This window comes from Pseudonocardia thermophila (assembly GCF_900142365.1).
Taxonomy (GTDB): Bacteria; Actinomycetota; Actinomycetes; order Mycobacteriales; family Pseudonocardiaceae; genus Pseudonocardia; species Pseudonocardia thermophila.
Map to the genome: position 1 here is coordinate 43,215 of NZ_FRAP01000025.1, position 19,747 is coordinate 62,961.

15 protein-coding genes are annotated in these 19,747 nt (G+C 72.7%); 3 read left to right on the forward strand and 12 right to left on the reverse strand.

Going from position 1 to position 19,747, the window contains the following annotated elements; genetic code table 11:
- Together BUE41_RS26280 and BUE41_RS26285 are read right to left on the reverse strand one after the other, a co-directional pair.
- Nucleotides 1–1,992, reverse strand: coding sequence for an oxidoreductase (locus tag BUE41_RS26280; protein ID WP_073460017.1), 1,992 nt, complete (start codon nucleotides 1,990–1,992; stop codon nucleotides 1–3).
- Between the two features lies 1 nt (nucleotide 1,993).
- Nucleotides 1,994–3,658: an ABC transporter substrate-binding protein gene (locus BUE41_RS26285; RefSeq protein ID WP_084755897.1), complete on the reverse strand. Its 1,665-nt coding sequence runs from the start codon at nucleotides 3,656–3,658 to the stop codon at nucleotides 1,994–1,996.
- A 176-nt stretch (nucleotides 3,659–3,834) separates the two neighbouring features.
- On the opposite strand from BUE41_RS26285, the gene BUE41_RS26290 reads away from it, so the two are divergent.
- Genes BUE41_RS26290 through BUE41_RS26300 form a run of 3 tightly spaced genes read left to right on the forward strand, consistent with a single transcriptional unit; the run spans nucleotide 3,835 to nucleotide 7,518 of the window.
- The gene (locus tag BUE41_RS26290; RefSeq protein WP_073460019.1) at nucleotides 3,835–5,823 is read left to right on the forward strand and encodes an oxidoreductase; all 1,989 of its coding nucleotides are present in this window, start codon (nucleotides 3,835–3,837) and stop codon (nucleotides 5,821–5,823) included.
- A 17-nt stretch (nucleotides 5,824–5,840) separates the two neighbouring features.
- Nucleotides 5,841–6,596, forward strand: a complete 756-nt coding sequence (locus BUE41_RS26295) for an IclR family transcriptional regulator (RefSeq protein WP_073460020.1) — start codon at nucleotides 5,841–5,843, stop codon at nucleotides 6,594–6,596.
- A 40-nt stretch (nucleotides 6,597–6,636) separates the two neighbouring features.
- Nucleotides 6,637–7,518, forward strand: a complete 882-nt coding sequence (locus BUE41_RS26300) for an HpcH/HpaI aldolase/citrate lyase family protein (RefSeq protein ID WP_073460021.1) — start codon at nucleotides 6,637–6,639, stop codon at nucleotides 7,516–7,518.
- On the opposite strand, the gene BUE41_RS26305 is transcribed toward BUE41_RS26300, so the two are convergent.
- From BUE41_RS26305 to BUE41_RS26345, 10 genes are all read right to left on the reverse strand, one after another.
- Nucleotides 7,497–8,636: an ArsR family transcriptional regulator gene (locus BUE41_RS26305; RefSeq protein ID WP_084755900.1), complete on the reverse strand. Its 1,140-nt coding sequence runs from the start codon at nucleotides 8,634–8,636 to the stop codon at nucleotides 7,497–7,499. The genes BUE41_RS26300 and BUE41_RS26305 overlap by 22 nt on opposite strands.
- Nucleotides 8,637–8,745: 109 nt before the next feature.
- Nucleotides 8,746–8,925, reverse strand: a complete 180-nt coding sequence (locus BUE41_RS33085) for a response regulator transcription factor (protein WP_456107116.1) — start codon at nucleotides 8,923–8,925, stop codon at nucleotides 8,746–8,748.
- Between the two features lie 437 nt (nucleotides 8,926–9,362).
- A complete protein-coding gene (locus BUE41_RS29910) occupies nucleotides 9,363–10,403 on the reverse strand; it encodes a hypothetical protein (RefSeq protein WP_143172368.1) in 1,041 nt (346 codons plus the stop codon).
- A 234-nt stretch (nucleotides 10,404–10,637) separates the two neighbouring features.
- Entirely contained in the window at nucleotides 10,638–11,345 is a 708-nt protein-coding gene (locus BUE41_RS26315) for an SDR family oxidoreductase (RefSeq protein WP_073460022.1), read from the reverse strand.
- A 78-nt stretch (nucleotides 11,346–11,423) separates the two neighbouring features.
- Nucleotides 11,424–13,283 carry an Hsp70 family protein gene (locus BUE41_RS26320; RefSeq protein WP_159444972.1) on the reverse strand — a complete coding sequence of 620 codons (1,860 nt, stop codon included), beginning with the start codon at nucleotides 13,281–13,283 and terminating at the stop codon, nucleotides 11,424–11,426.
- A 252-nt stretch (nucleotides 13,284–13,535) separates the two neighbouring features.
- Nucleotides 13,536–14,291 (reverse strand): LLM class flavin-dependent oxidoreductase, encoded by a 756-nt coding sequence (locus tag BUE41_RS26325; RefSeq protein WP_073460024.1) that lies wholly within the window; start codon nucleotides 14,289–14,291, stop codon nucleotides 13,536–13,538.
- Nucleotides 14,288–16,267, reverse strand: coding sequence for an acetoacetate--CoA ligase (locus tag BUE41_RS26330; RefSeq protein ID WP_073460025.1), 1,980 nt, complete (start codon nucleotides 16,265–16,267; stop codon nucleotides 14,288–14,290). Before BUE41_RS26330 ends, BUE41_RS26325 begins: the two co-directional genes overlap by 4 nt.
- Nucleotides 16,268–16,369: 102 nt before the next feature.
- Nucleotides 16,370–17,125, reverse strand: a complete 756-nt coding sequence (locus BUE41_RS26335; RefSeq protein WP_073460026.1) for an SDR family NAD(P)-dependent oxidoreductase — start codon at nucleotides 17,123–17,125, stop codon at nucleotides 16,370–16,372.
- A 36-nt stretch (nucleotides 17,126–17,161) separates the two neighbouring features.
- Nucleotides 17,162–18,154 (reverse strand): LLM class flavin-dependent oxidoreductase, encoded by a 993-nt coding sequence (locus BUE41_RS26340; protein ID WP_073460027.1) that lies wholly within the window; start codon nucleotides 18,152–18,154, stop codon nucleotides 17,162–17,164.
- A 50-nt stretch (nucleotides 18,155–18,204) separates the two neighbouring features.
- Nucleotides 18,205–19,737, reverse strand: coding sequence for an acyl-CoA synthetase (locus BUE41_RS26345; RefSeq protein WP_073460028.1), 1,533 nt, complete (start codon nucleotides 19,735–19,737; stop codon nucleotides 18,205–18,207).
- Nucleotides 19,738–19,747: the final 10 nt, after the last annotated feature.

A 19,747-nucleotide genomic window follows, 5' to 3' on the forward strand; every position in this document is an offset into this window, starting at 1 on the left:
TCAGACTTCCCTTCCGGCGAGCTCGCCTTCCCAGATCGCGTTGAACACCCGGCGCGGCGATACGGCGTCGCCGATCGCGCGCACCGGCACGACGCCCTTCAGCGCGTGGAACAGGGCGTCCTCGGCCTTGTTGCCGGTGCTGAGCACCACGGCGTCGACGTCGGAGTACTCGGTGGTCTCACCGGTCCAGACGTCGCCGAGGGTCACCGTGTCCTCGAACACGCGGACCAGCTCGTGGTCGGTGATGAACGTGATGCCCTTGTTGCGGATGCGCCGGTAGGTGGCCTGCAGGTCCCGGCTGGCCTCCAGGTCGGGGGCCACCTGCGGCAGGCGGGTCACGATCGTGACCGAGTGCCGCAGGTCCGCCAGGTGCTCGGCGACCACGACCGGCTGCCGGGCGCCGGTGTCGTCGAAGACGAACACGTTCGGGCCGATCTCGGCCTTGCCCGACATCACCTCGTTGATCGAGTAGACGTTCCACTGGTCGACGCCGGGCACGATCGAGCCGTCGCCCCACGACGCCGGCCGCAGCGAGCTCCAGCCGTGCTTCAGCGGGGTCGACCCGGTCGCGATGATCACCTCGTCGAACCCGGTGAGGTCCTCGACCTCGGCCCGGTGCCCGAGCTTCACCTCGACCTGAGCGTCCTCGATCTCCGAGATGAGCCAGTCGGTGATGCCCTGCCACTCGGCGTAGCTCGCCGACCTGGCCATCAGCGCGACCTGACCGCCGAGCTCGTTCTTCTGCTCGAACAGGGTGACCGAGTGGCCGCGCTGCGCGGCGGTCAGCGCCGCCCGCAGCCCGCCGGGTCCACCGCCGACGACGGCGACCCGCTTGCTCTGCTCGGCCTTCTTCAGCGTGCCGATGCCCAGTTCCGTCTCCCGCGCGACCGCGGGGTTGTGGACGCAGGCCAGCGGGCTGTTGACGATCGAGGCGAGGCAGTGGTTGGCGCCGACGCACGGCCGGATCCGCTTCGTCTCCCCGCGCATGGCCTTGATCGGCCACTCCGGGTCGGCGATCAGCGTCCGGGTCATGCCGATCATGTCGGCGTCCCCGCGGGCGAGGACCGCCTCCGCCAGTTCCGGGGTGTTCAACCGGCCGACCGCCACCACCGGGATGTCCGGCGGCAGCGCCCGCTTGATGTTCGCGGTGTCCTTCAGCTGGAACCCGGCCGGCTGCGGCGTCGCGCCGTAGATGTTCATCCGCTCGATGTACGTGCCCGCGGAGACGGACACGTAGTCGACGAGCCCGGTGTCGACGATCGCTTTGGCGATCTCGGTCCAGTCGGCGTTGGTGAGGCCGCCGGGGACGCCGCCGTCGGTGCCGTTGATGCGGACGCCGACGATCCGGTCCGACCCCACCTCCTCCCGGGTGTGGCGGATGATCCGCAGGATCAGCCGCAGCCGGTTCTCGAAGCTGCCGCCGTACTCGTCGGTGCGGTGGTTGGTCGCCGGCGAGAGGAACTGGCCGAGCAGGTAGCCGTGGGCCAGCCCGTGGACCTCGACGCCGTCGAGGCCGCCCTCGGCCGCGTACCGCGCCGAGAGCACGTACCCCTGGACGATCTCCTCGATCTCCTCGTGCGTGAGCACGTGCGGCATCTCGCGGTAGACCGTGCAGGGCACCGCGGACGGTGCCCACACCGGCAGCCGGTTGACCGTGCCGTTGGTCTCCCGGCCCCGGTGCCAGGGCTGCGCCAGCAGCAGGCAGCCGTGCTCGTGCACCGCGGCGGCCAGCTTGCGGTAGTTGTCCACCACCGCCGGCTGGAAGGCGAAGATCTTGCCCTTGTACGGCTGCGTGGTGGGGTGGACCGCCATCGCCTCCATGGTGATGACGCCGACTCCACCGCGAGCGCGTTCCGCGTAGTAGTGGACGTGCTCGTCGCTGAAGTTGTGGTCCTTCACCAGCTGGGTGCTGTGGCCCGTCATCCAGACGCGGTTCTTGGCGGTCCGCGGTCCGATCTTCAGCGGGCTGAACAGGTTCGGGTAGTCGGTCATCTCAGCCCTGCTTGAGCGTGTGGACGAACATCTCGCCGTTCGGGGCGTGCTGGTAGTTCGTCAGGCCCGTGCGGACGGCGTGCACGAACTGGCGATCGACCAGGTAGATGAAGCCCGGGTGCTCGGCGAGCAGCTCGCCGGCGCGCTTGACCAGCGCGTCGCGCTCGTCACCGGGGCTGGTCGTGCCGACCTTGGCGACCACGTCGTCGTACTCGCTGTTGACGTAGCCGAAGGTGTTCAGCTTGCTCTTCGAGGAGTTGTAGAGGAACAGCGAGTAGTACGGGTCGGCCACGGCCGGGGGCTCCAGGTACAGCAGCGCCTGGAAGTTGCCGTCGTGGAAGACCGTGTTGATCTCGGTGGCGCTGGCCAGGGTCTGGATCTTGACGTCGATACCGACCTTGCTCAGCTGGTTCTGCAGCAGGATAGCGATCTGCTCGGCCTCAGGGCCGGGCCGCGCCGGGGAGATGTGCAGCGTCATCGACAGGTTGCTGACGCCGGCCTGCTCGAGGAGCCGCTTGGCCTCCTCGACGTCGTAGCGGTACTTCGCGGCCTCCGGCATCTCGACGCCGTACGCCGTGCTCACGCTCGCCTCGGCGGGCTGGTTGAAGCCGCGGTAGACGGCGTCGACGATCGACTTGCGGTCGATGGCCAGCGAGATGGCCTTGCGCACCTCGTCCTTGCCCAGGACGGGGTCGGCGGCGTTGAGCACCAGCGGGATGCGGTCGGCGGACACGCAGGTCTGCACGTCGATCGCCGGGTTGTCGCGCAGCTGCGCGTACTGCTCGTAGGCCAGGCCGGCCGCGTACGAGGCGTTGCCGGTGGACAGCAGCTGGGCCCGGCTGGCGGCGTCGGAGACGCCGATGAACACCAGCTTCTCGACGTCACCGCGCTCGGCGGTGTAGTTCGGGTTCTTGCTCAGCGTGAGCCGGTCACCGGAGACGAAGTCGCTCTCGGCGTGCGTCCACGGGCCGAACGTCGAGGCGTTCTTGGAGACGAAGTTCTTGCCCCACGGGTCGTCCGCGGTGACGTGCTTCTTGACCTCGGTGCTGTCGAGGATGCGGAACTGGTACCAGGTCAGGATCGCCAGATCCATCGCGGACGGGTTGTCCATGTGGATCTCGAAGGTGCGGTCGTCGATCACCCTGATCGGGTCGGCCGCGTAGTCGGCGACGTCCTGCATCAGCGTGTTCGGCGTGCCGACCTTGAGGTCGATCAGCCGGTCGAACGTCCACTTGACGTCCTCGGACGTCAGCTTGTTGCCGGCCGCGCTGGTGGCCTCGCGCAGCTTGACCGTGACGGTCTTGCCGTCGGCGCTGCGCTCCCAGGACTCCGCCAGGTCGCCCTTGAGGTGGTCGACGCTCGCGAGGGTGGTGCAGCCCTGCTGGTCGAGATCCTCGGTGCCCCAGCGGAACAGCGTCCCGCCGAGCTCGAAGCCGATGTTGCGCGACGGGTCGCCCTGGTGGTCGGCCGGGTCCAGGCTCGTGGGTAGACCCGAGATCGCGTAGGTGAACGTCGTCCCGCCCGCGGCCGCGCTGGACTGCGAACCGCCACCGCCGCCGCACGCCGTGACCGCGAGCGCCGTCGCGGCCAGAACGGCCACCGGCCCCGCCTTCCTCCGCCACGACGGGCCGGAGCGGGCCGCCCGGGCAAGTGCTCTCCGCGTCATCAATCCTCACCTTGTTCCGGTCAATGGGAAGACGCTACGATGATGTCCCACTCTCAAGAACAGATCGTCCTGCTGTCAAGCCCGAACGGTTAACAACTTGAAACAGCGACGGTTGTCCGTTCCGGGCAGCGCCCTCCGGGTCGCCGTCGCTCCGAATGCTTCTGAAGGGTCGCCAGATGTCGGCTCACCTGCGCCTGCACGAGACGGTCCGGTGCGGCCGCCTCACTCTGCGCAACCGCATCGTCATGCCAGCGCACACGACGAACTTCGCCGTGAACGGTGTCTTCTCGCCCCGGCACATCGCCTACCACCGGGCGCGCGCGGCGGGCGGTGTCGGCATGATCATCACCGAGGGGATGCGGGTGCATCCGACCAGCCTCGCGCGTTCCAACACCGTCTCGGCCTTCGACGACGCCGTGATCCCCTCCCTGACCGAGCTCGTGGAGGTCGTGCACGGGCAGGGCGCGCTGCTCGCCGGCCAGTTGCTGCACGTCGGACGGCAGTCGGGCGGGCACCACATGCTGACCCCGGCGTGGGCGGCGTCACCCATCCCCTGGTCGAGCACTGCGGCCGTCCCGCACGAGATGACGACCGAGGAGATCGCCGAACTGGTCGCCGCGTTCGGCGCCGCCGCCCGCCGGGTCGCGGCCGCCGGCGCGGACGCCGTCGAGCTGCACCTCGGCCACGGTCACCTGCTCCAGCAGTTCCTCTCGCCGGCGACCAACACGCGCACCGACGGATACGGCGGCAGCTTCGCCAACCGGCTGCGCCTCACGCAGGAGGTGTTCGACGCCGTCGAGGCGGTGCTGCCGCCGGAGATGCCGGTCATCCTGCGGATCAGCGCGGACGAGTTCATCGAGGGCGGCCTCGTCCTCGAGGACACGCTCGCCGCCGTCGACCTGCTGCTCAAGGAGCACCAGATCGACGTGCTCCACGTGAGCCACTCGGCCTACGTCGGAAGCGCGAGCATCGCGACGCAGATGGCGGACATGAGCTTCCCGCCGCTGCCGTTCCGCCACCTCCCGCGCGCGTTCAAGCGGGAGTTCCCGCAGCTGTCGATCCTGGCGGTCGGCCGGGTCGACAACCTGGAGAACGCCCGCAGCCTCATCGAGGAGGGCGACGCCGACCTGGTGGCCCTCGCCCGCCCGCACATCGCGAACCCCGACCTGGCCGCGCTGCCGCTCCTCGACGACGCTCCGCCCGCCCGCGACTGCATCGCCTGCAACCAGGGCTGCGCCGCCCGGCTGGAGGCCGGGCTGCCGATCAGCTGCGTGGTCAACCCCGAGGTCGGCATGGAACGGGAGTGGGACGCGCTGCGCGCCGCGTCCCGCGAGGGGGAACGCCGCCGCGTGCTCGTCGTCGGCGGAGGGCCGGCCGGGCTCGAGGCCGCCATCGCGGCCGCCTCGGTGGGGCACGCCACGACGCTGGTCGAGGCGGAGCCCGAGCTGGGCGGTGCGCTGCGGCTCGCGGCCCAGCTACCGATGCGCGGGGAGTTCCGCCGGTTCATCAGCGAGGCGGAGGCGCTCGCCCGGCACGTCGGCGTCGACGTCCAGCTCGGTGTGCGGGCCGACGACGCCCTGCTGGCCGAGGGCTGGGACTCCGTCGTGCTGGCGACCGGCGGGGTGGAGGTGCCGGAGACCCGGTTCCCCGCGCTGCCGCTGGCCACCGCGCTCGCCGAGCCCGACAGCACCGGCGGGCACGTCGTCGTCGTGGACGAGGACGGCACGACGACCGCGCTCGCCGTCGCCGACCTGCTGCTGACCCGCGGCTGCCGGGTCACGCTGCTCACCGACCGCCCGAGCATGTCCTGGCGGGTGCCGGTCTACTCCCGGCCGGCGCTGTGGGAGAAGCTCTCCGGCCGCGGGTTCAGCGCCGTGCTCATGCGGGCTCCGGTCCGGCTCGACGACGGCGTGCTGACCTACCGGGACCCCCTTTCTGGTGAGGAGGGGGAGCTGCAGAATGTGTCCTCAGTGATCACGATCCGGCAGCGGGCCGCAGGTACGACGCCGACCCTGCCCGGCTCCGTGACCGGATCGGTGATCGGCGACGCCTATGCCCCGCGGACGGCGCTCGAGGCCGCCTTCGAGGGTCGGTTCGCCGGGCTCACGGTCACGGACACCCCCGGTGTCCGCACCGCGGCAGCCGCGCTGCGCGGCCGGCTCTGACCACCGGAAGGACGACGATGCAAGCGGTCGATCGGGTGTCGGCGGTGCTGCTCAGCTTCACCGAGGCGAGCCGGGACCTGGGCGTCACCGAGATCGCGGAGACGGTCAACCTCCCCAAGAGCGCCGTCCACCGCATCCTGGAGGCGCTGGTGCGCACGGGGTTGCTCGCCAAGGACGCGGACCGCGGCCGGTACCGGCTGGGCCCGCGGATGCTGGAGCTGTCCATCGCGTCCCTCGGGACGGTGGACCTGCGCTCGCTCGCCCAACCGATCATGGAGGAGCTGCGGGACCGCACCGGTGAGACGGTGACGCTGAGCATCGCGATCGGCCGCCAGCGCATGTACGTCGGGCAGGTGGAGAGCAAGCAGGACGTGCGGATGACGATCGAGGTCGGCCGGCGTTACCCGCTCTACGCGGGTGCCTCGGGCCGCTCGATCCTCATGACGTTCCCCGACGCGGATCTCGAGGCCTACCTCGCGGGCATCGAGCTGAACCCGCTCACCGACCGCACCGTGCGCGATCCCGGGCGGCTGCGGGAGATGCTCGAGATCGACCGGCGCCGCGGCTACTCGGTGAGCCAGGGGGAGCGCGATCCGTACGCCGCCGCGATCGCCGCGCCGATCATCGCGCGGGGGACCCGGGCCGTCGGCTGCTTCAGCGTCTGCGGCCCGCACGACCGGCTGAAGGACTCCGCCCCCGAACGGCTCGGGCCCCTGGTCGTCGACGCCGCGGCGACCATGTCCGCTCTGCTCACGGGAACCAACGGCGGTTGAGTGCCACCCCGGGCCGCGCCCGGGAACGGAAAGGTGTGTCATGCCGAACAGGTCCGCACAACCGGGCCGCAGCTACCTCTACGTCCCCGGCCACCGCGCCGACCGGCACGAGAAGGCGCTGGTCAGCGGGGCCGACGACGTCATCGTCGACCTGGAGGACGCAGTCCCCGCCGACGCCAAGGACGAAGCCCGCCGAGCGTGCGCCGCGCTGCTGGCCGGCGGGCCGTCGTCCGGGGCGCAGGTGTGGGCGCGCGTGAACGCCCATCCTGCCCACCTGGCGGACGACCTCGCCGCGGTGGTCTCGCCCGCGCTCACCGGGATCTGGGTGCCGAAGGCCGAGCCCGCGCTGCTCGCGGAGGTCGACGAGCGGCTCACCGCGCTCGAGCGCGCGGCCGGGCTGGCCGAGGGATCGACCGCGGTGATCGCCCTGATCGAGACCGCGGTGGGCGTGCTGCACGCGGAGGAGGTGGGCCGCTCCCCGCGGGTGGTGCGACTCGGCATCGGCGAGGCCGATCTCGCGGGCGAGCTGCGGCTGCAACCCGATCACGAGGCCAACCAGCTGTACGGGATCCGGCTCGCGGTCGTGCTCGCGAGCGCGGCCGCCGGGCTGGCGCCGCCCGTCGGGCCGGTGGAGATCGCGGTGCGGGACGAGGAACGGCTGCGGGTCTCCACGACCCGGCTGCTGCGCCAGGGCTTCCGCGCCCGCACCGCGCTGCACCCGCGGCAGATCCCGGTGATCAACGAGGTGTTCACGCCCACCGCCGAGGAGGTCGCCGAGGCGCGGGAACTGCTCGCCGTCCTCGACGAGGCCCAGCGGCGCGGGCAGGCGACGGCGGTCGATGCGAAGGGCCGCCTCGTCGATCCCGCGGTCGTGCGCGGGGCGCAGGAGATCCTCGACCGCTACGCGGGTCGCGCGACGTAGAGGCAGTCCAGCGGGTCGTCGGGCACGTCGTGCACGGTGACGTCGCCGAACCCCGCGTCGGCGAGCATCGCGCAGGCCAGCTCGCGGCCCCACATCGTGCCGAGCCCCGCCCCGCCGTGGGCGAGCGACACGGTCATGCAGTGCAGGGTGCTGACCCCGTACAGCAGCGGGGCCGCCGGGTCGCCGATGTTGTCGTCGAGCCGGCTCGCGGCGTTGACGTCCATCATCACGAACACGCCGTCGGAGTCCAGCGCACGGCGCACGGCCGCCAGCACACCGGCGGGATCGACCTGATCGTGGATCGCGTCGAAGGCGAACACGGCGTCGAACGGCGGATCGGCCGGCAGCCCGACGACGTCGCGCACCTCGAACGCCACGTTGGTCAAGCCCCACTCGGCGGCCTCGGCGCGGGCGCGCGCGATCGCGTCGGTGGCGATGTCGTAGCCGACGAACCTACTGGCCGGGTAGGCCTTGGCCAGTAGGTTCGTCGAGTGCCCCGTGCCGCAGCCGATGTCGGCGACCCGAGCGCCCGCCGCTAGCTTGCCGGGCAGGCCGGGGACGAGCGGGACGATGCCGTCGAGCAGCTGCCCGTCCATCAGCCCGCGGGACATTCCGTCCATGACGTCGGTGAACTCGGGCCGGAACTCCTCGTACGGGATCCCGCCGCCCTCACGGAACGCGCGGGCGACACCGCTGACGTGCGGGGCGAGCAGCGTGCAGATGCGGGCCATCGGCGCGAGGTTGGCCGATCCGGGCCCGGTCAGGCAGACCGCGTGCTCGGGCGGCAGCGTGAACGTGCCGTGAGCGTGCTCGACGATCCCCGCGGTCGCCAGGGCGGCCAGGCACTCGCGGACGTACCGCTCGGTGAGCCCGGCCCGCTCCGCCAGCTGCGTGCTGGTGCCGGGCCCCTCGGCGAGCGCGTCGAGCAACCCGGTGCGCTCGGCCAGGTCGATCATCAACGTCGTGATCGCTCCGGCGTAGGTGCCGATCAGCTCGCCGGCGAAGCGCTCGACCCGGGCGGTGTCGATGCCGGCGGTGTCGATGCCGGCGGTGGCGGTGGCGGTGCTGGCGGTGCTGGTGCTGGTGGTATCGCTGCCGCTGCGCGTGGTGGCGGTCATCGGGGCCTCCTTCGGTCGGGCCGCGAACGCTAGGCCCGCCGGAAGGGCCGCCGCATCGCGCGCACGACCCATTCGGCGGCGTCGATGTGGGTCGTTCTACCCAGGTGCGCTACCCGTGCTCAGCGGGAACGAGGCCGTGCGCGAACGCGTACGCCGCCGCCGCGGTCCGCGAGGTGACGCCGAGCTTGGCGAAGATGTTCGACAGGTGCCGCGCGACCGTCTTCTCGCTGATCACGAGCGCGGCCGCGATCTCGCGGTTGGTCTGCCCCGCGGCGAGGCAGGTCAGCACCTCCAGCTCCCGCGCGGTGAGCCCGGCCGGAACCGCTCCGCCGCGCCGGGCCGCGACGTCCGCCCGGCCGGTGACGGCGCCCAGCTCGGTGAACGCGGCGTCCGCGGTGTCCAGCTCGCGCGTCGCCGCTTCGCCGTCTCCGAGGGCGGTGTAGGCGTCCGCCAGCAGCAGCCGGGTGCGTGCGCACTCGTACGGGGCGCTCAGCTCGACCCACTGCCGGCACGCGGCGCGCAGCGTACCCAGCCGCCCCGGCCGCGTCGCCGGTCGCCAGCTGCACCGCTCCGGCCGCCCGGGCGGCCAACGCGGCCAGCCCGGGCCCGGCGCACTCGGCCGCCGTGGCCGACAGCTCCGCCGCGGCCTTCTTCGCGGTGACCCGGTCCCCGGCCGCTAGCGCGATCTCGACCTGCGCGGCGCACAGCCGGGCCCGCTTGAGCCGGTCACCGGTCTCGGCGAGCAGCGCCGTCCGCACCGCCGCCGCGGCCGCCGACGTCCTGCCCTGGGCGAGCCGCAGCAACGCCAGCCCCGGCTGCGGATCGCGGCCGAGCCGGTGCGCCCGCGCGTACTCCTCCTCGGCCGCGTCGAACCGGCCCCGCAGCCGGTGCAGCTCGCCCAGCTCGTAGTGCCCCTCGGCCGCGGTGCTGATCATGATCTCGTCCAGCTCCGCGCACACCTGCGCCGCCACTCGCTCGGCCCGCTCCCAGTCCCCGGCCATCGCGAGGATCTGCGCGCGGTGCACCCGGCAGATGCCGGTGAACACCACGGCGGCCGGCAGCGCGGCGCCAGCGCTCCAGCGCGGCCGTCCAGTGCGCGGCGCGCCGCACATCGCCCAGCTCGTGGCACGCGGCGATCATGTGGCAGTACAGGTTGCCGGCGATGTCGGGCGCGATCTCGCCGTCGACCACGGTCACCATCGCCTTGTCCAGCAGCGCCAGTCCCTCGGCGACGCGGCCCTGCTTCACCAGCGCCCGTCCCTCGCCGAGGGTGCCGGCGGCGACCACACCGGGATCGCCGAGCCGCCGTCCGTCCGCCGCGACCGACCGCGCCGCAGCGATGACGGACTCGGCCACCTCCGGATCCCCGCAGTCGTCGATCGCGGCCTCGACCCGCGTGAAGTAGCGCAGGTAGACGGCCTCCGGCGCGTCCGGCAGCTCGGCGAGCAGCTCCGCGGCCCGGCTCATCCACCCGAACCCCTCGATGTCCTCACCGCGCAGCAGATGGTTGACCGCCACCTGCAGCGCCGCCGCGGCCGCCCCGCGCCGCTCCCCGGCTGCCAGGTGCGCCCGGTGCGCGGCTCGCCCGGCCTCGATCGACTCGTCCACCTGCCCGAGCCACCACGCGCTGTCGGCGAGCGCCAGCGCGTCCGCCGGCGCCAGGTCCGTCACCGCTGCCGCCCGCCGGAAACCCTCCCGGGCCGCGTCCCACCGGTGCTGCTGGTAGGCCGCCCGCGCCGTGCGCAGCGCGCCGTCGTCACCGCCCATGCCGACTCCTCGCTCGCCGCCGTGCAGGACAGCGTGGTCCCGCGGTGGCGCCCTGGCAATGAGGGGAAGCTCCGCCGTGAGCGCACACCGTACGGCGTCGGGACCCCCTCCGCGGTCAGGCGGCGAGGATCTGCATGTACGAGGCTCCGGTAGACGCGCTCCACCTCAACAGCGCCCCGGCCGCGCACCCCGGACCGGCACGCCGCGCCTGACCGAGCCCTGCCGGACGGGAGATCACCAGGGCATGGCCCCGTGCTTGGACACGAACGTCCCGGTCGGTCCGTCCGGTCCCACTTGCGCCATCCGGACGACGATCTCGGCGGCTTCTTCCACCGTCTGCGTGCCGGTGTTGCCGTTGAGATCGGTCTTGGTGTAGCCGGGCTCGACGGCGTTGACCCGGAACTCGGGCAGCGCCTTGGCCAGCTGGATCGTGATCACGTTGACCGCGGTCTTCGACGCCGGGTAGGCGATGCCCTGGTAGAAGTGCGTGAAGCTGGCCGGGTCGCTCAGCGTGGAGAGGGACGCGAGCCCGCTCGACAGGTTGACGATCACGGGCGCCGAGGAGCGGCGCAGGATCGGCAAGAACGTGTGGGTGACCCGCATGGTGCCGAACACGTTCGTCTCGAAGACGGCGCGGACGTCGTCCGCGGTGGTGTCCGCCGGTGCGAGGATGCCGTTGTCCGGCAGCCGGCCCTCCACGCCGGCGTTGTTGATGAGGACGTCGATGCCGCCGGCGTCCTCGATGGTCTTCGCGGCAGCGGCGACGGAGGCGTCGTCGGTCACGTCGAGCTGGACGAACTCCGCACCCAGCTCGGCGGCCGCGGCCCGGCCGCGCTCCTCGTCACGGGCGCCGAGGAAGACCCGGTGCCCGGCGGCGATGAGCTGCCGCGCCGTCTCCTTGCCGATGCCCTTGTTCGCTCCGGTGATCAACATCGTGCTCATGCCTCCACGATCGTCCGAGCGGCGCAGGCATGAGGACTGTGCGGTTTTCCTGGGACTGCCGGTACCAGGACGAAGGGCTCAGGGCGTCGCGGTCGTCGGCGGAGCTGTTTGTGCGCTGCCCTCCGCGACCGGGTTTCCGCCCGCACCCGGACTGCCCCCGCCCGACGCCGGGGGAGTGGGCGTGCCCTCACCCGAGCCGGGGCTGGAACTACCGGTGCCCGGATCGGACGGTGCGGGGTCCGAGGGGCTCGGAGCCGGCGTGCCGGGATCAGGTGCCGCGGGGCTGGGGTTCGGCGACGTCCCCGGCCCCGGGTCCGAAGGAGTGGTCGACCCATCGGCCGGCGCCGGCTCGGGCACCGTGGCCGGCGCCGGCGCGGCCGGCGAACTGTTCGGCGCGGAGGCAGCGGGGGCCGGTGCCGACTGCGCCGGCGGCTGCGGCGCCGTGGCAGCCCGCCCGGTCTGAACGGCGGACCGCTCCTGCGGCGCGGCCGGCCGCGGCTGCGCCGCGGGGGCCTGCTCCGGCGGTTCCACCTCGGCCGGGGCGTCGGCGGTCGCGGTCTGCGCGCCCTCCGCGGCCTGCTCAGCGGGGGCGGCCGGACGGGAGATGACGGCGGGCGTCTCCCCCGACAGCAACGTCGGATCGACGGTGTACGCCAGCGCCGCGGCGCCGCCCGCGATCCCCGTGGTCACCAGCGCGGTGAGCAGCGCGACGCGCAGCCGCAGCCCCCGGCCGGTCTGCCGCTCCGGCTCGGGCCACTCCACGGCCGCCCGGCGGATGTCCGGCACGTCCGGCCGCGGCGGCGCGGCCGGCGCGCTGCTCGCGGCAGCGGGACGGACCACCTCAGGCGCGGGCGCCGGAGCAGGTGCCGGCACCGGCGTCGCCGGCTCGGCAGCAGGCGCGGCAGCAGCCACGGCTGCCGCGGCGCGCTGCGCGGCCAGAGCGGCCCCGCGTGCCGCGGTCGTGCGCGGATCGGAGTCGACGGTGACCGGACGCCCCAGCCCGGCGGAGACCAGCTGCGGCACCAGCGGGATCCGCGACGAGCCGCCGACGAGCAGCACCGTGTGCAGGGCGGTCGCGTCGATCCCGGCGGCGGCCAGGGCTCGGCGCAGCGCGGGGACGGTCTCGGCGACCTGCGGCCGGATGCGGTCCTCGAAGTCGGCGCGCGCGATCCGCACCCGCGTGTGCACGCCGGGCAGCATGACCTGCACCGCGCTGTCCACGTCGGCCGAGAGCGCCTCCTTGGCCGAGGTGCACTCGCGGCGCAGCGCCGCCACCGCGGCCAGCACGTCAGGATCGGTGTCCTCGACGCCGGCCTGGTCCCACGCCGGGTCCCAGGCGTCGCCGATGGCCTCGCGGACGTGGGCGAGGACCTGCTCGTCGAAGTCGACGCCGCCGAGGTCGCTGCCGCCGACCCCGTCGAGGCCGACGGTCAGGCCGCGCACGACGGGGGTGCCGTCGGCGTCGCCGGCGAGGACGGCCGCGCTGAACGTGCCACCGCCGAGGTCGTAGACGGCCATCAGGGTGTCGGGTTCGAGCCCGGCCGGGCCCGTGTGCCCGAGCGCGGCCGCGACCGGCTCCGCGACCAGCTGCACGTCCGACAGGCCCGCCGCGGTGAGCGCCTCGCGCAGGGTCGTGCAGCGGTGGGCGCCCCAGCCGGCGGGGTGGGTGACCGCGATGCCGTCCGGTGCGCCGCCCTCCCGGGCGGTCACCAGGCCGACGACGCTGGTGACGAAGCGGGCGGCGATCTCGTCGGCGCGCATCACGCGGTCGCCGAGGACGAGCGGGGTGTGGTCGCCGATGCGGCGGGTGAACCCGCGGGCCACCCGTTGCGGCTCGGTCGCCGCGCGGCGCTGCGCAGCCTCGCCGACGAGCAGCTCGCCGGCCTCGGTGAGCAGGGCGATCGTGGGGATCGCGGTGGCCGAACCACCCAGGGACACGGGCTCAGGGCGCGCATCCGCCGCGCGCGCGACCGCCGCCGTCGTCCACGTCGAACCGAGGTCGATGCCGAGGTGGTACCCCGGCCGTGGTGGAGGTGTCGGCAGCGTTCCCATGTCGTGATCATCGAGCACCCGGAAACAGCCGTTAGCCCCACCCCTGACGACCACACCGACGAGTGCACGCTGGTCCGGCGGGCCTCACGGAGGGCGACGGCGGCTCACCGGAACGGCCCAGGACCGTGCCCGTTCGGCTCACGGGTGCAGCGCGCGGACCTGGGCGGGTTCCGGGCCGCCGGGCGCGAGGAGCAGCACCGCGTCGTCGAACCCCGCCGCCGCGTAGCGCTCCAGCGCCTCGGCGGCGGCCCTCAGTTCGTCGGCCGTCCGGGCGGGCACGTAGCCCGCGACCGCGCGCCGCCCGCCCGCCGCGCGGAACCGCTCGTGCGCGGCGAGGATCTCGCCGGGGGAGCGGCGGTGACCGGAGGCGATCCAGCCGTCGAACTCCCGCGCCGCGCGCTCCACGTTCGCACCCCACGAGCCCAGCAGCAGCGGCGGCGGGCCAGCGGCCGGGGCGGGCGCCAGATCGGCGTGTTCGTCGCGGCCGTGCGCGAGCAGTCCCCGCAACCGTTCGACGGACGAGCGGAAGTCCCGGAAGCGGGTCGTGTGATCGCGGTCGAGAGCCGCGAAGTCGGCTGCGGTCGATCCCGGGCTCAGCCCGAGCGTGAGCCGGTCGCCGCACACCAGCATCAGCGACAGGATCCGGTGGGCGAGGTCCGCGGGATGGTGCAGCGGTACCTGGACGGTCGCCGTGCCCACCTCGATCCCGCTGCCGGCCGTCGCTGTGGCCGCGGCGGCCAGCGCGACGAACGGATCGGGCACCAGCCGGCCACGACCGATCACCTGCGGCGCCCACAGGCTCTCGAACCCGGCGTCCACCAGCTGCTTCGCCCACTCCACCACCGGGGACGGCGGGCCGGGGGACAGGTGGACGAGCGCCGCGCCGATCCTCACCCGCTCCGCCGCCGAGCCGCGAAGTCCGCGTACCAGCGCAGCGCACCGGGATCGTCGACGGACGACGGGTTCGCGGCCTTCTCCAGCGGGGTGCCCCGCATCAGTTTCTTGATCGGCACCTCCAGCCGCTTGCCGGTGAGCGTGTGCGGCACCGCAGGAGCCTCGAGGATCTCGTCGGGCACGTGCCGCGGGGAGAGCTGGGTGCGCAGCGTCGTGACGATCTTCTGCTTGAGCGCGTCGTCGAGCGTGTGCCCGGGCGCTGGGACGACGAACAGCCCCAGCCAGTAACCACCGTCCGGCTGCTCGACGCCGATCACGAGCGTCTCGCTGATCTCGGGCAACGACTCCAGGACGTCGTAGAAGTCGCCGGTGCCCAGCCGCACCCCCTGCCGGTTGAGCGTGGAGTCGGACCGGCCGTGGATGGTGATGCTGCCGTCGGAGTGCATGGTCACCCAGTCGCCGTGCCGCCACACGCCCGGCCAGGTGTCGAAGTACGACTCGGTGTAGCGGACGGCGTCCGGGTCGTTCCACAGCTGCACCGGCATCGACGGCATCGGCTGGGTCACCACGAGATCGCCGACGGCGTCGACGACGGGCTTGCCGTCCTCGTCCCAGGCCGCGCAGTCGACGCCGGCGAGCTTGCCGCCGATCCGGCCGACCCGCACCGGGGAGTACTCGTTGGCACCGACGAACGCACCGGAGATGTCGGTGCCGCCGCTCGTCGAATCGATCTTCACGTGCGGGCCGACGTGCTCGGCCACCCAGCGGTAGCCGGCCGGGGGCAGCGCCGAGCCGCTCACCATCAGGTGGCGCAGCCGGCTCAGGTCGTGCTGCTCGCGCGGGGACACGCCGGTGGCCGCGGTCGTCGTGATCACCGCGGCGCCCATGAACGCGACGTCGGCCCCGACGCGGGCCGCGACCTCGAACACCGCGCCCGGCGGATGGTTCGGGCTGCCCTCGTACAGGACGATCGACGCGCCCTGGGTGAGCGCGCCCATCTGCATGTTCCACAGCGCCCAGCCGGTGCCGGTGTAGGTGAACATCCGCTCGCCCTCACGCAGCCCGGCGTAGAGCCCGGCCCACTTCAGGCCTTCGAGGGTGATCCCGCCGTGGCCGTGCACCAGGCCCTTGGGCAGTCCGGTGGTGCCGGAGGTGAACAGCACCCACAGCGGATGCGAGAACTCGACCGGCTCGAACTCGAGCTCGGCGTCCTGCGCCACGAGCTCCGCCCACGGTGTGGTGCCGTCGGGCGCCGGCCGGTCGAACGCGTACGGGACGTGCACGACGTGCCGCAGTGGGGGCAGCTTCTCCCGCAGCTGCGCGACGACGGGGCCGCGGTCGACCAGCTTGCCGTTCCAGTGGTAGCCGTCGACGGCGATCAGCACGGCCGGTTCGAGCTGGGCGAGCCGCCCGATCGTGCCCTCGACGCCGAAGTCCGGTGAGCAGCACGCCCACACCGCACCGACCGCGGCCGCGGCGAGGCAGGCGATCACCGTGTGCTCGGTGTTCGGCAGGTACGCCGCGACCCGGTCCCCGGGGCGCACCCCGGCCCGGCGCAGCCAGCCCGCCGCGGCGGCCACCGCGCGGCGCAGCTCCCCCCAGGTGATCTCCCGGGCCGGCTGCCCGCCCTCCTGCACGCACACCAGCGCCGGGGCGTCGTCGGCGCCGCGGCGCAGCGCGTTCTGGGCCCAGTTCAGCCGGGCCCCGGGGAACCAGCGGGTGCGCGGCATCGGGTCGGGCGTGCGCACCCGTTCCGCCGGCGTGGCGAACTCGACCTGGTAGTAGTCGACGATCGAGGTCCAGAACCGGTCGATGTCCTCGACCGACCACGCCCACAGGGCGTCGTGGTCGGGGAACGGCCGCCCCTCCCGCTGCTCCAGCCAATCGAGGTAGGCCCGCAGCGTCGAACCCGCGATCCGCTCGGGCGGCGGGGTCCAGAGCAACTCGCCCGCTGTCTCTACTGCCTTCTCCGTCATCCCGCTCCTGCTACCGCCGTTCCGACGCCCGGCGGGCCCCGTGATCGGGGCCCGCCGGGGTCCGATCTCACTCAGACCAGCGACCACTCAGACCAGCGACGTTCAGACCAGCGACGCGGTCAACCCACCGTCGAGGACGTAGCTGGCGCCGGTGATCCACGACGCCCGGTCGGACGCGAGGAACGCGGCCACCTCGGCGATGTCCTCCGGGGTGCCCAGCCGGCCCTGCTTCATCGCGACCAGGTCGCCGAACGGCATCTGCGTCGCGGCCTCGAAGTCCGGGACCAGCCGCTCCACCATCGCGGTGTCGGCGAACCCCGGGCAGACCGCGTTGAACCGGACACCGGTCGGGCGCATCTCGACGGCCGCGACCCGCGTCAGCTGGATCAGGGCCGCCTTCGACGCGCAGTACGAGCCCAGGAGCGGGCTGCCGCCGATCCCGGCGATCGAGGCGATGTTGACGACGTTGCCCGTCGACTCGATCAGGTGCCCGATCGCGGCCTTCATCGCCACGAACGGCCCGCGCACGTTGACCGCGTGGATCCGGTCGAAGCTCTCCGTCGACTGGTGCAGCAGCGGCGAGGAGACCTCGATGCCGGCGTTGTTGACCAGCACGTCCAGCCCGCCGAGGATCTCGACCGCCTGCGCGATCGCCGACTGCACCTGCGCCTCGTCGGTGACGTCGCAGTTCGCGACGCCCGCCGCGCCGATCTCGGCGGCCGTCTGCTCGGCCGCGTCGGCGTTGATGTCGCTGACCACGACGCGCGCCCCGCGCTGGGTGAACAGCGTCGCGATCGCCTTGCCGATCCCGGCACCGGATCCGGTGACGAAGACCCGCTTACCCTCCAGCTCGCTCATCTGGTTCCTCTCGGGTGGGGTGGTGGGTCGGATCCGTCAGCCGGCCTCGACCTTGGGCAGGATGTCGTTCTTGAGCCGCTTGAGGTCGTCCATCGTCTTCTCGGTGGGCACGTCCTGGAACGGAGGCCAGATCATCGGCATGTCCAGCCCGGCCTCCTTGTAGGCCTTGAGCCGGTCGGTGATCTGGGCCTCGGTGCCCACCAGCAGGTTGGTGAGCTTGCCGTTCGGGGACTGGTCCACCTCGGTGTCGGTGATGACCGTCCAGATCATCGAGCTGATCACGATGTCGTCGACGGTGCGGTTGGTGTCGAGCTCCTCGAGCTCCCGCTGGATCGCCGCGCGCCAGGTGCGGATGTCGTCGGGGGAGTCCTGGATGCCGATCCAGCCCTCGAGGTTGTACTTCGCGATGCGCGCCGCCGAGCGCTTCGGGTCCTTGAGCCCGGAGAAGTAGATCGGCGGGTGCGGCTTCTGCACGGGCTTGACGCCGAACCCGCACGGCTCGAAGTCGGCGAACTCGCCGTGGTACTCGAAGAACTGGTTCTGCCAGATCCCGAGCATGATCTCGATCGTCTCCCGCACGTGCTTGTGCCGCTTCGGGAAGATGTGCGACGCGCTCGCCGCCGCGAACTCCTCGGGCATCCAGCCGGAGCCGACGCCGACGTTGAGCCGCCCGCCGGCGAGGTGGTCGATCGTGGCCATCTCGGTGGCCAGCACCGCCGGCGCGCGGTAGGGGGTGTCGGTGATGCTCATGCCGATGCGCACCTTCGACGTCTTCGCGGCGAGCCACGGGATCAGCGGGTAACCCTGGAACCATTCACCCGCGGCGGCCACCGGCAGCGCCTTCGGCAGCCCGTCCATCATCCCGAACGGGTAGGTCAGCTCCTGCCGGTCGGAGGCCACCGGGACGACGATGCGGTCCAGCGTCCACACCGAGTCCAGTTCGAGCTCCTCGGCGAGGGCGGTGAGGTCCTCCAGCTCTTTGAGGGTCACCTTCGTGCGGAAGTTCGGCAGGTAGAGCGCGAGCTTCATCGGATCGGTCTCCTTGCTGAAACGGGTGGGTGGGGTTGGTACGGGATCCGTCACGCGCGGGTCAGCGCGCCACGGATCTCGGTCTTGAGGACCTTGCCGACGGTGGAGCGCGGCAGGTCGGGCCAGATCTCGATCTGCTTGGGCGCCTTGACGCTGCCGATGCGCTCCTTCGCGAACGCGATCAGCTCGGCCGGGTCGATCTCAGCGCCGGGCTGCAGCTGCACCACCGCAGTGACGCGCTCGCCCCACTTCTCGTCCGGCAGCCCGACGACAGCGCAGTCGCGGACGGCCTCGTGCGCCATCAGCGCCTGCTCGACCTCGGCCGAGTAGACGTTGAAGCCACCGGTGATCACCATGTCCTTGGCGCGGTCGACGATGTAGAGGTAGCCCTCTTCATCGAGGTAACCGATGTCGCCGGTGTGGTGCCACCCGAACCGGGACGCCTCCAAGGTGGCTTCCGGGTTGCGGTAGTAGCCGGCCATCACCAGCGAGCCGCGCACGCAGATCTCGCCGCGCTCGCCCCGCGGCAGCGGGTTCCCCTCCGGGTCGAGGATCGCCACCGTGACCAGCGGCGTCGGCTTGCCGGCCGAGGCGAGCCGGGACGTCGCGATCGAGCCGTCGGGCAGCCGGTGCTCGGCGGGCGACATCGTCGAGATCATCATCGGCGCCTCGGACTGGCCGAACAGCTGCGCCATCGGGCCGATCCGCTCCAGCGCCTCGGCGAGCCGGGCCGTCGACATCGGCGCTGCCCCGTACCAGAAGCACTGCAGCGATGACAGATCGGTGCTGTCCAGCGCCGGGTGGCCGAGCAGCATGTAGATCACCGTCGGCGGAAGGAACGTGTGCGTCACCCGGTGCTGCTCGATCAGCTCCAGGAACCGCCCGACGTCCGGCTTCGGCATGATCACGATCTCGCCGCCGCGGGCCATGACCGGGAAGCAGAGCACCCCGGCCGCGTGCGTCAGCGGCGCGAGCGCCAGGTACACCGGGCGGCCCTCGAAGGGGTAGCTCATCAGCGTGATCGCCGACATCACCTCGAGGTTGCGGTCGGTGAGCATCACCCCCTTCGGTCGTCCGGTCGTGCCCCCGGTGCCCACCAGCGCCACCACGTCGTCGGGTGGCGGGGCCTCGACGGGCGGATCGGCGCGGGCGGCGTCCAGCCAGTCGTCGAACCCGGCGGCCAGGCCGTCGCCCGGCCCGAACCGGACGAGTGTCGTGAGCTTCGGCAGCCCCGGCGCGATCTCGGCGACCAGCTCGTCGAACGCCGGCTGGTACAGCAACGCGGAGCACTCGAACAGGTCGAGCAGCTCTGCGTTCTCGGCCGCCGCGTTGCGCGGGTTGATCGGGCACCACACCGCACCCGCCCGGGCGATCCCGAAGACGCAGGTGAATGCGGTGGGATCGTTGGCGGACAGGATGCCGACCTTGTCCCCGGGCGCCACACCGGAGCGGCGCAGCGCGCGGGCCACGGTGCGGGAGAGCGCCACGACCTCGCCGTAGGTCCGGGACGTGCCGTCGATCGTGAGGCACGGTGCCCCGGGATCCAGGGAGGCGCCCTTGTCCAGGTAGAAGCTCAGCGACATCGCCGCCCCC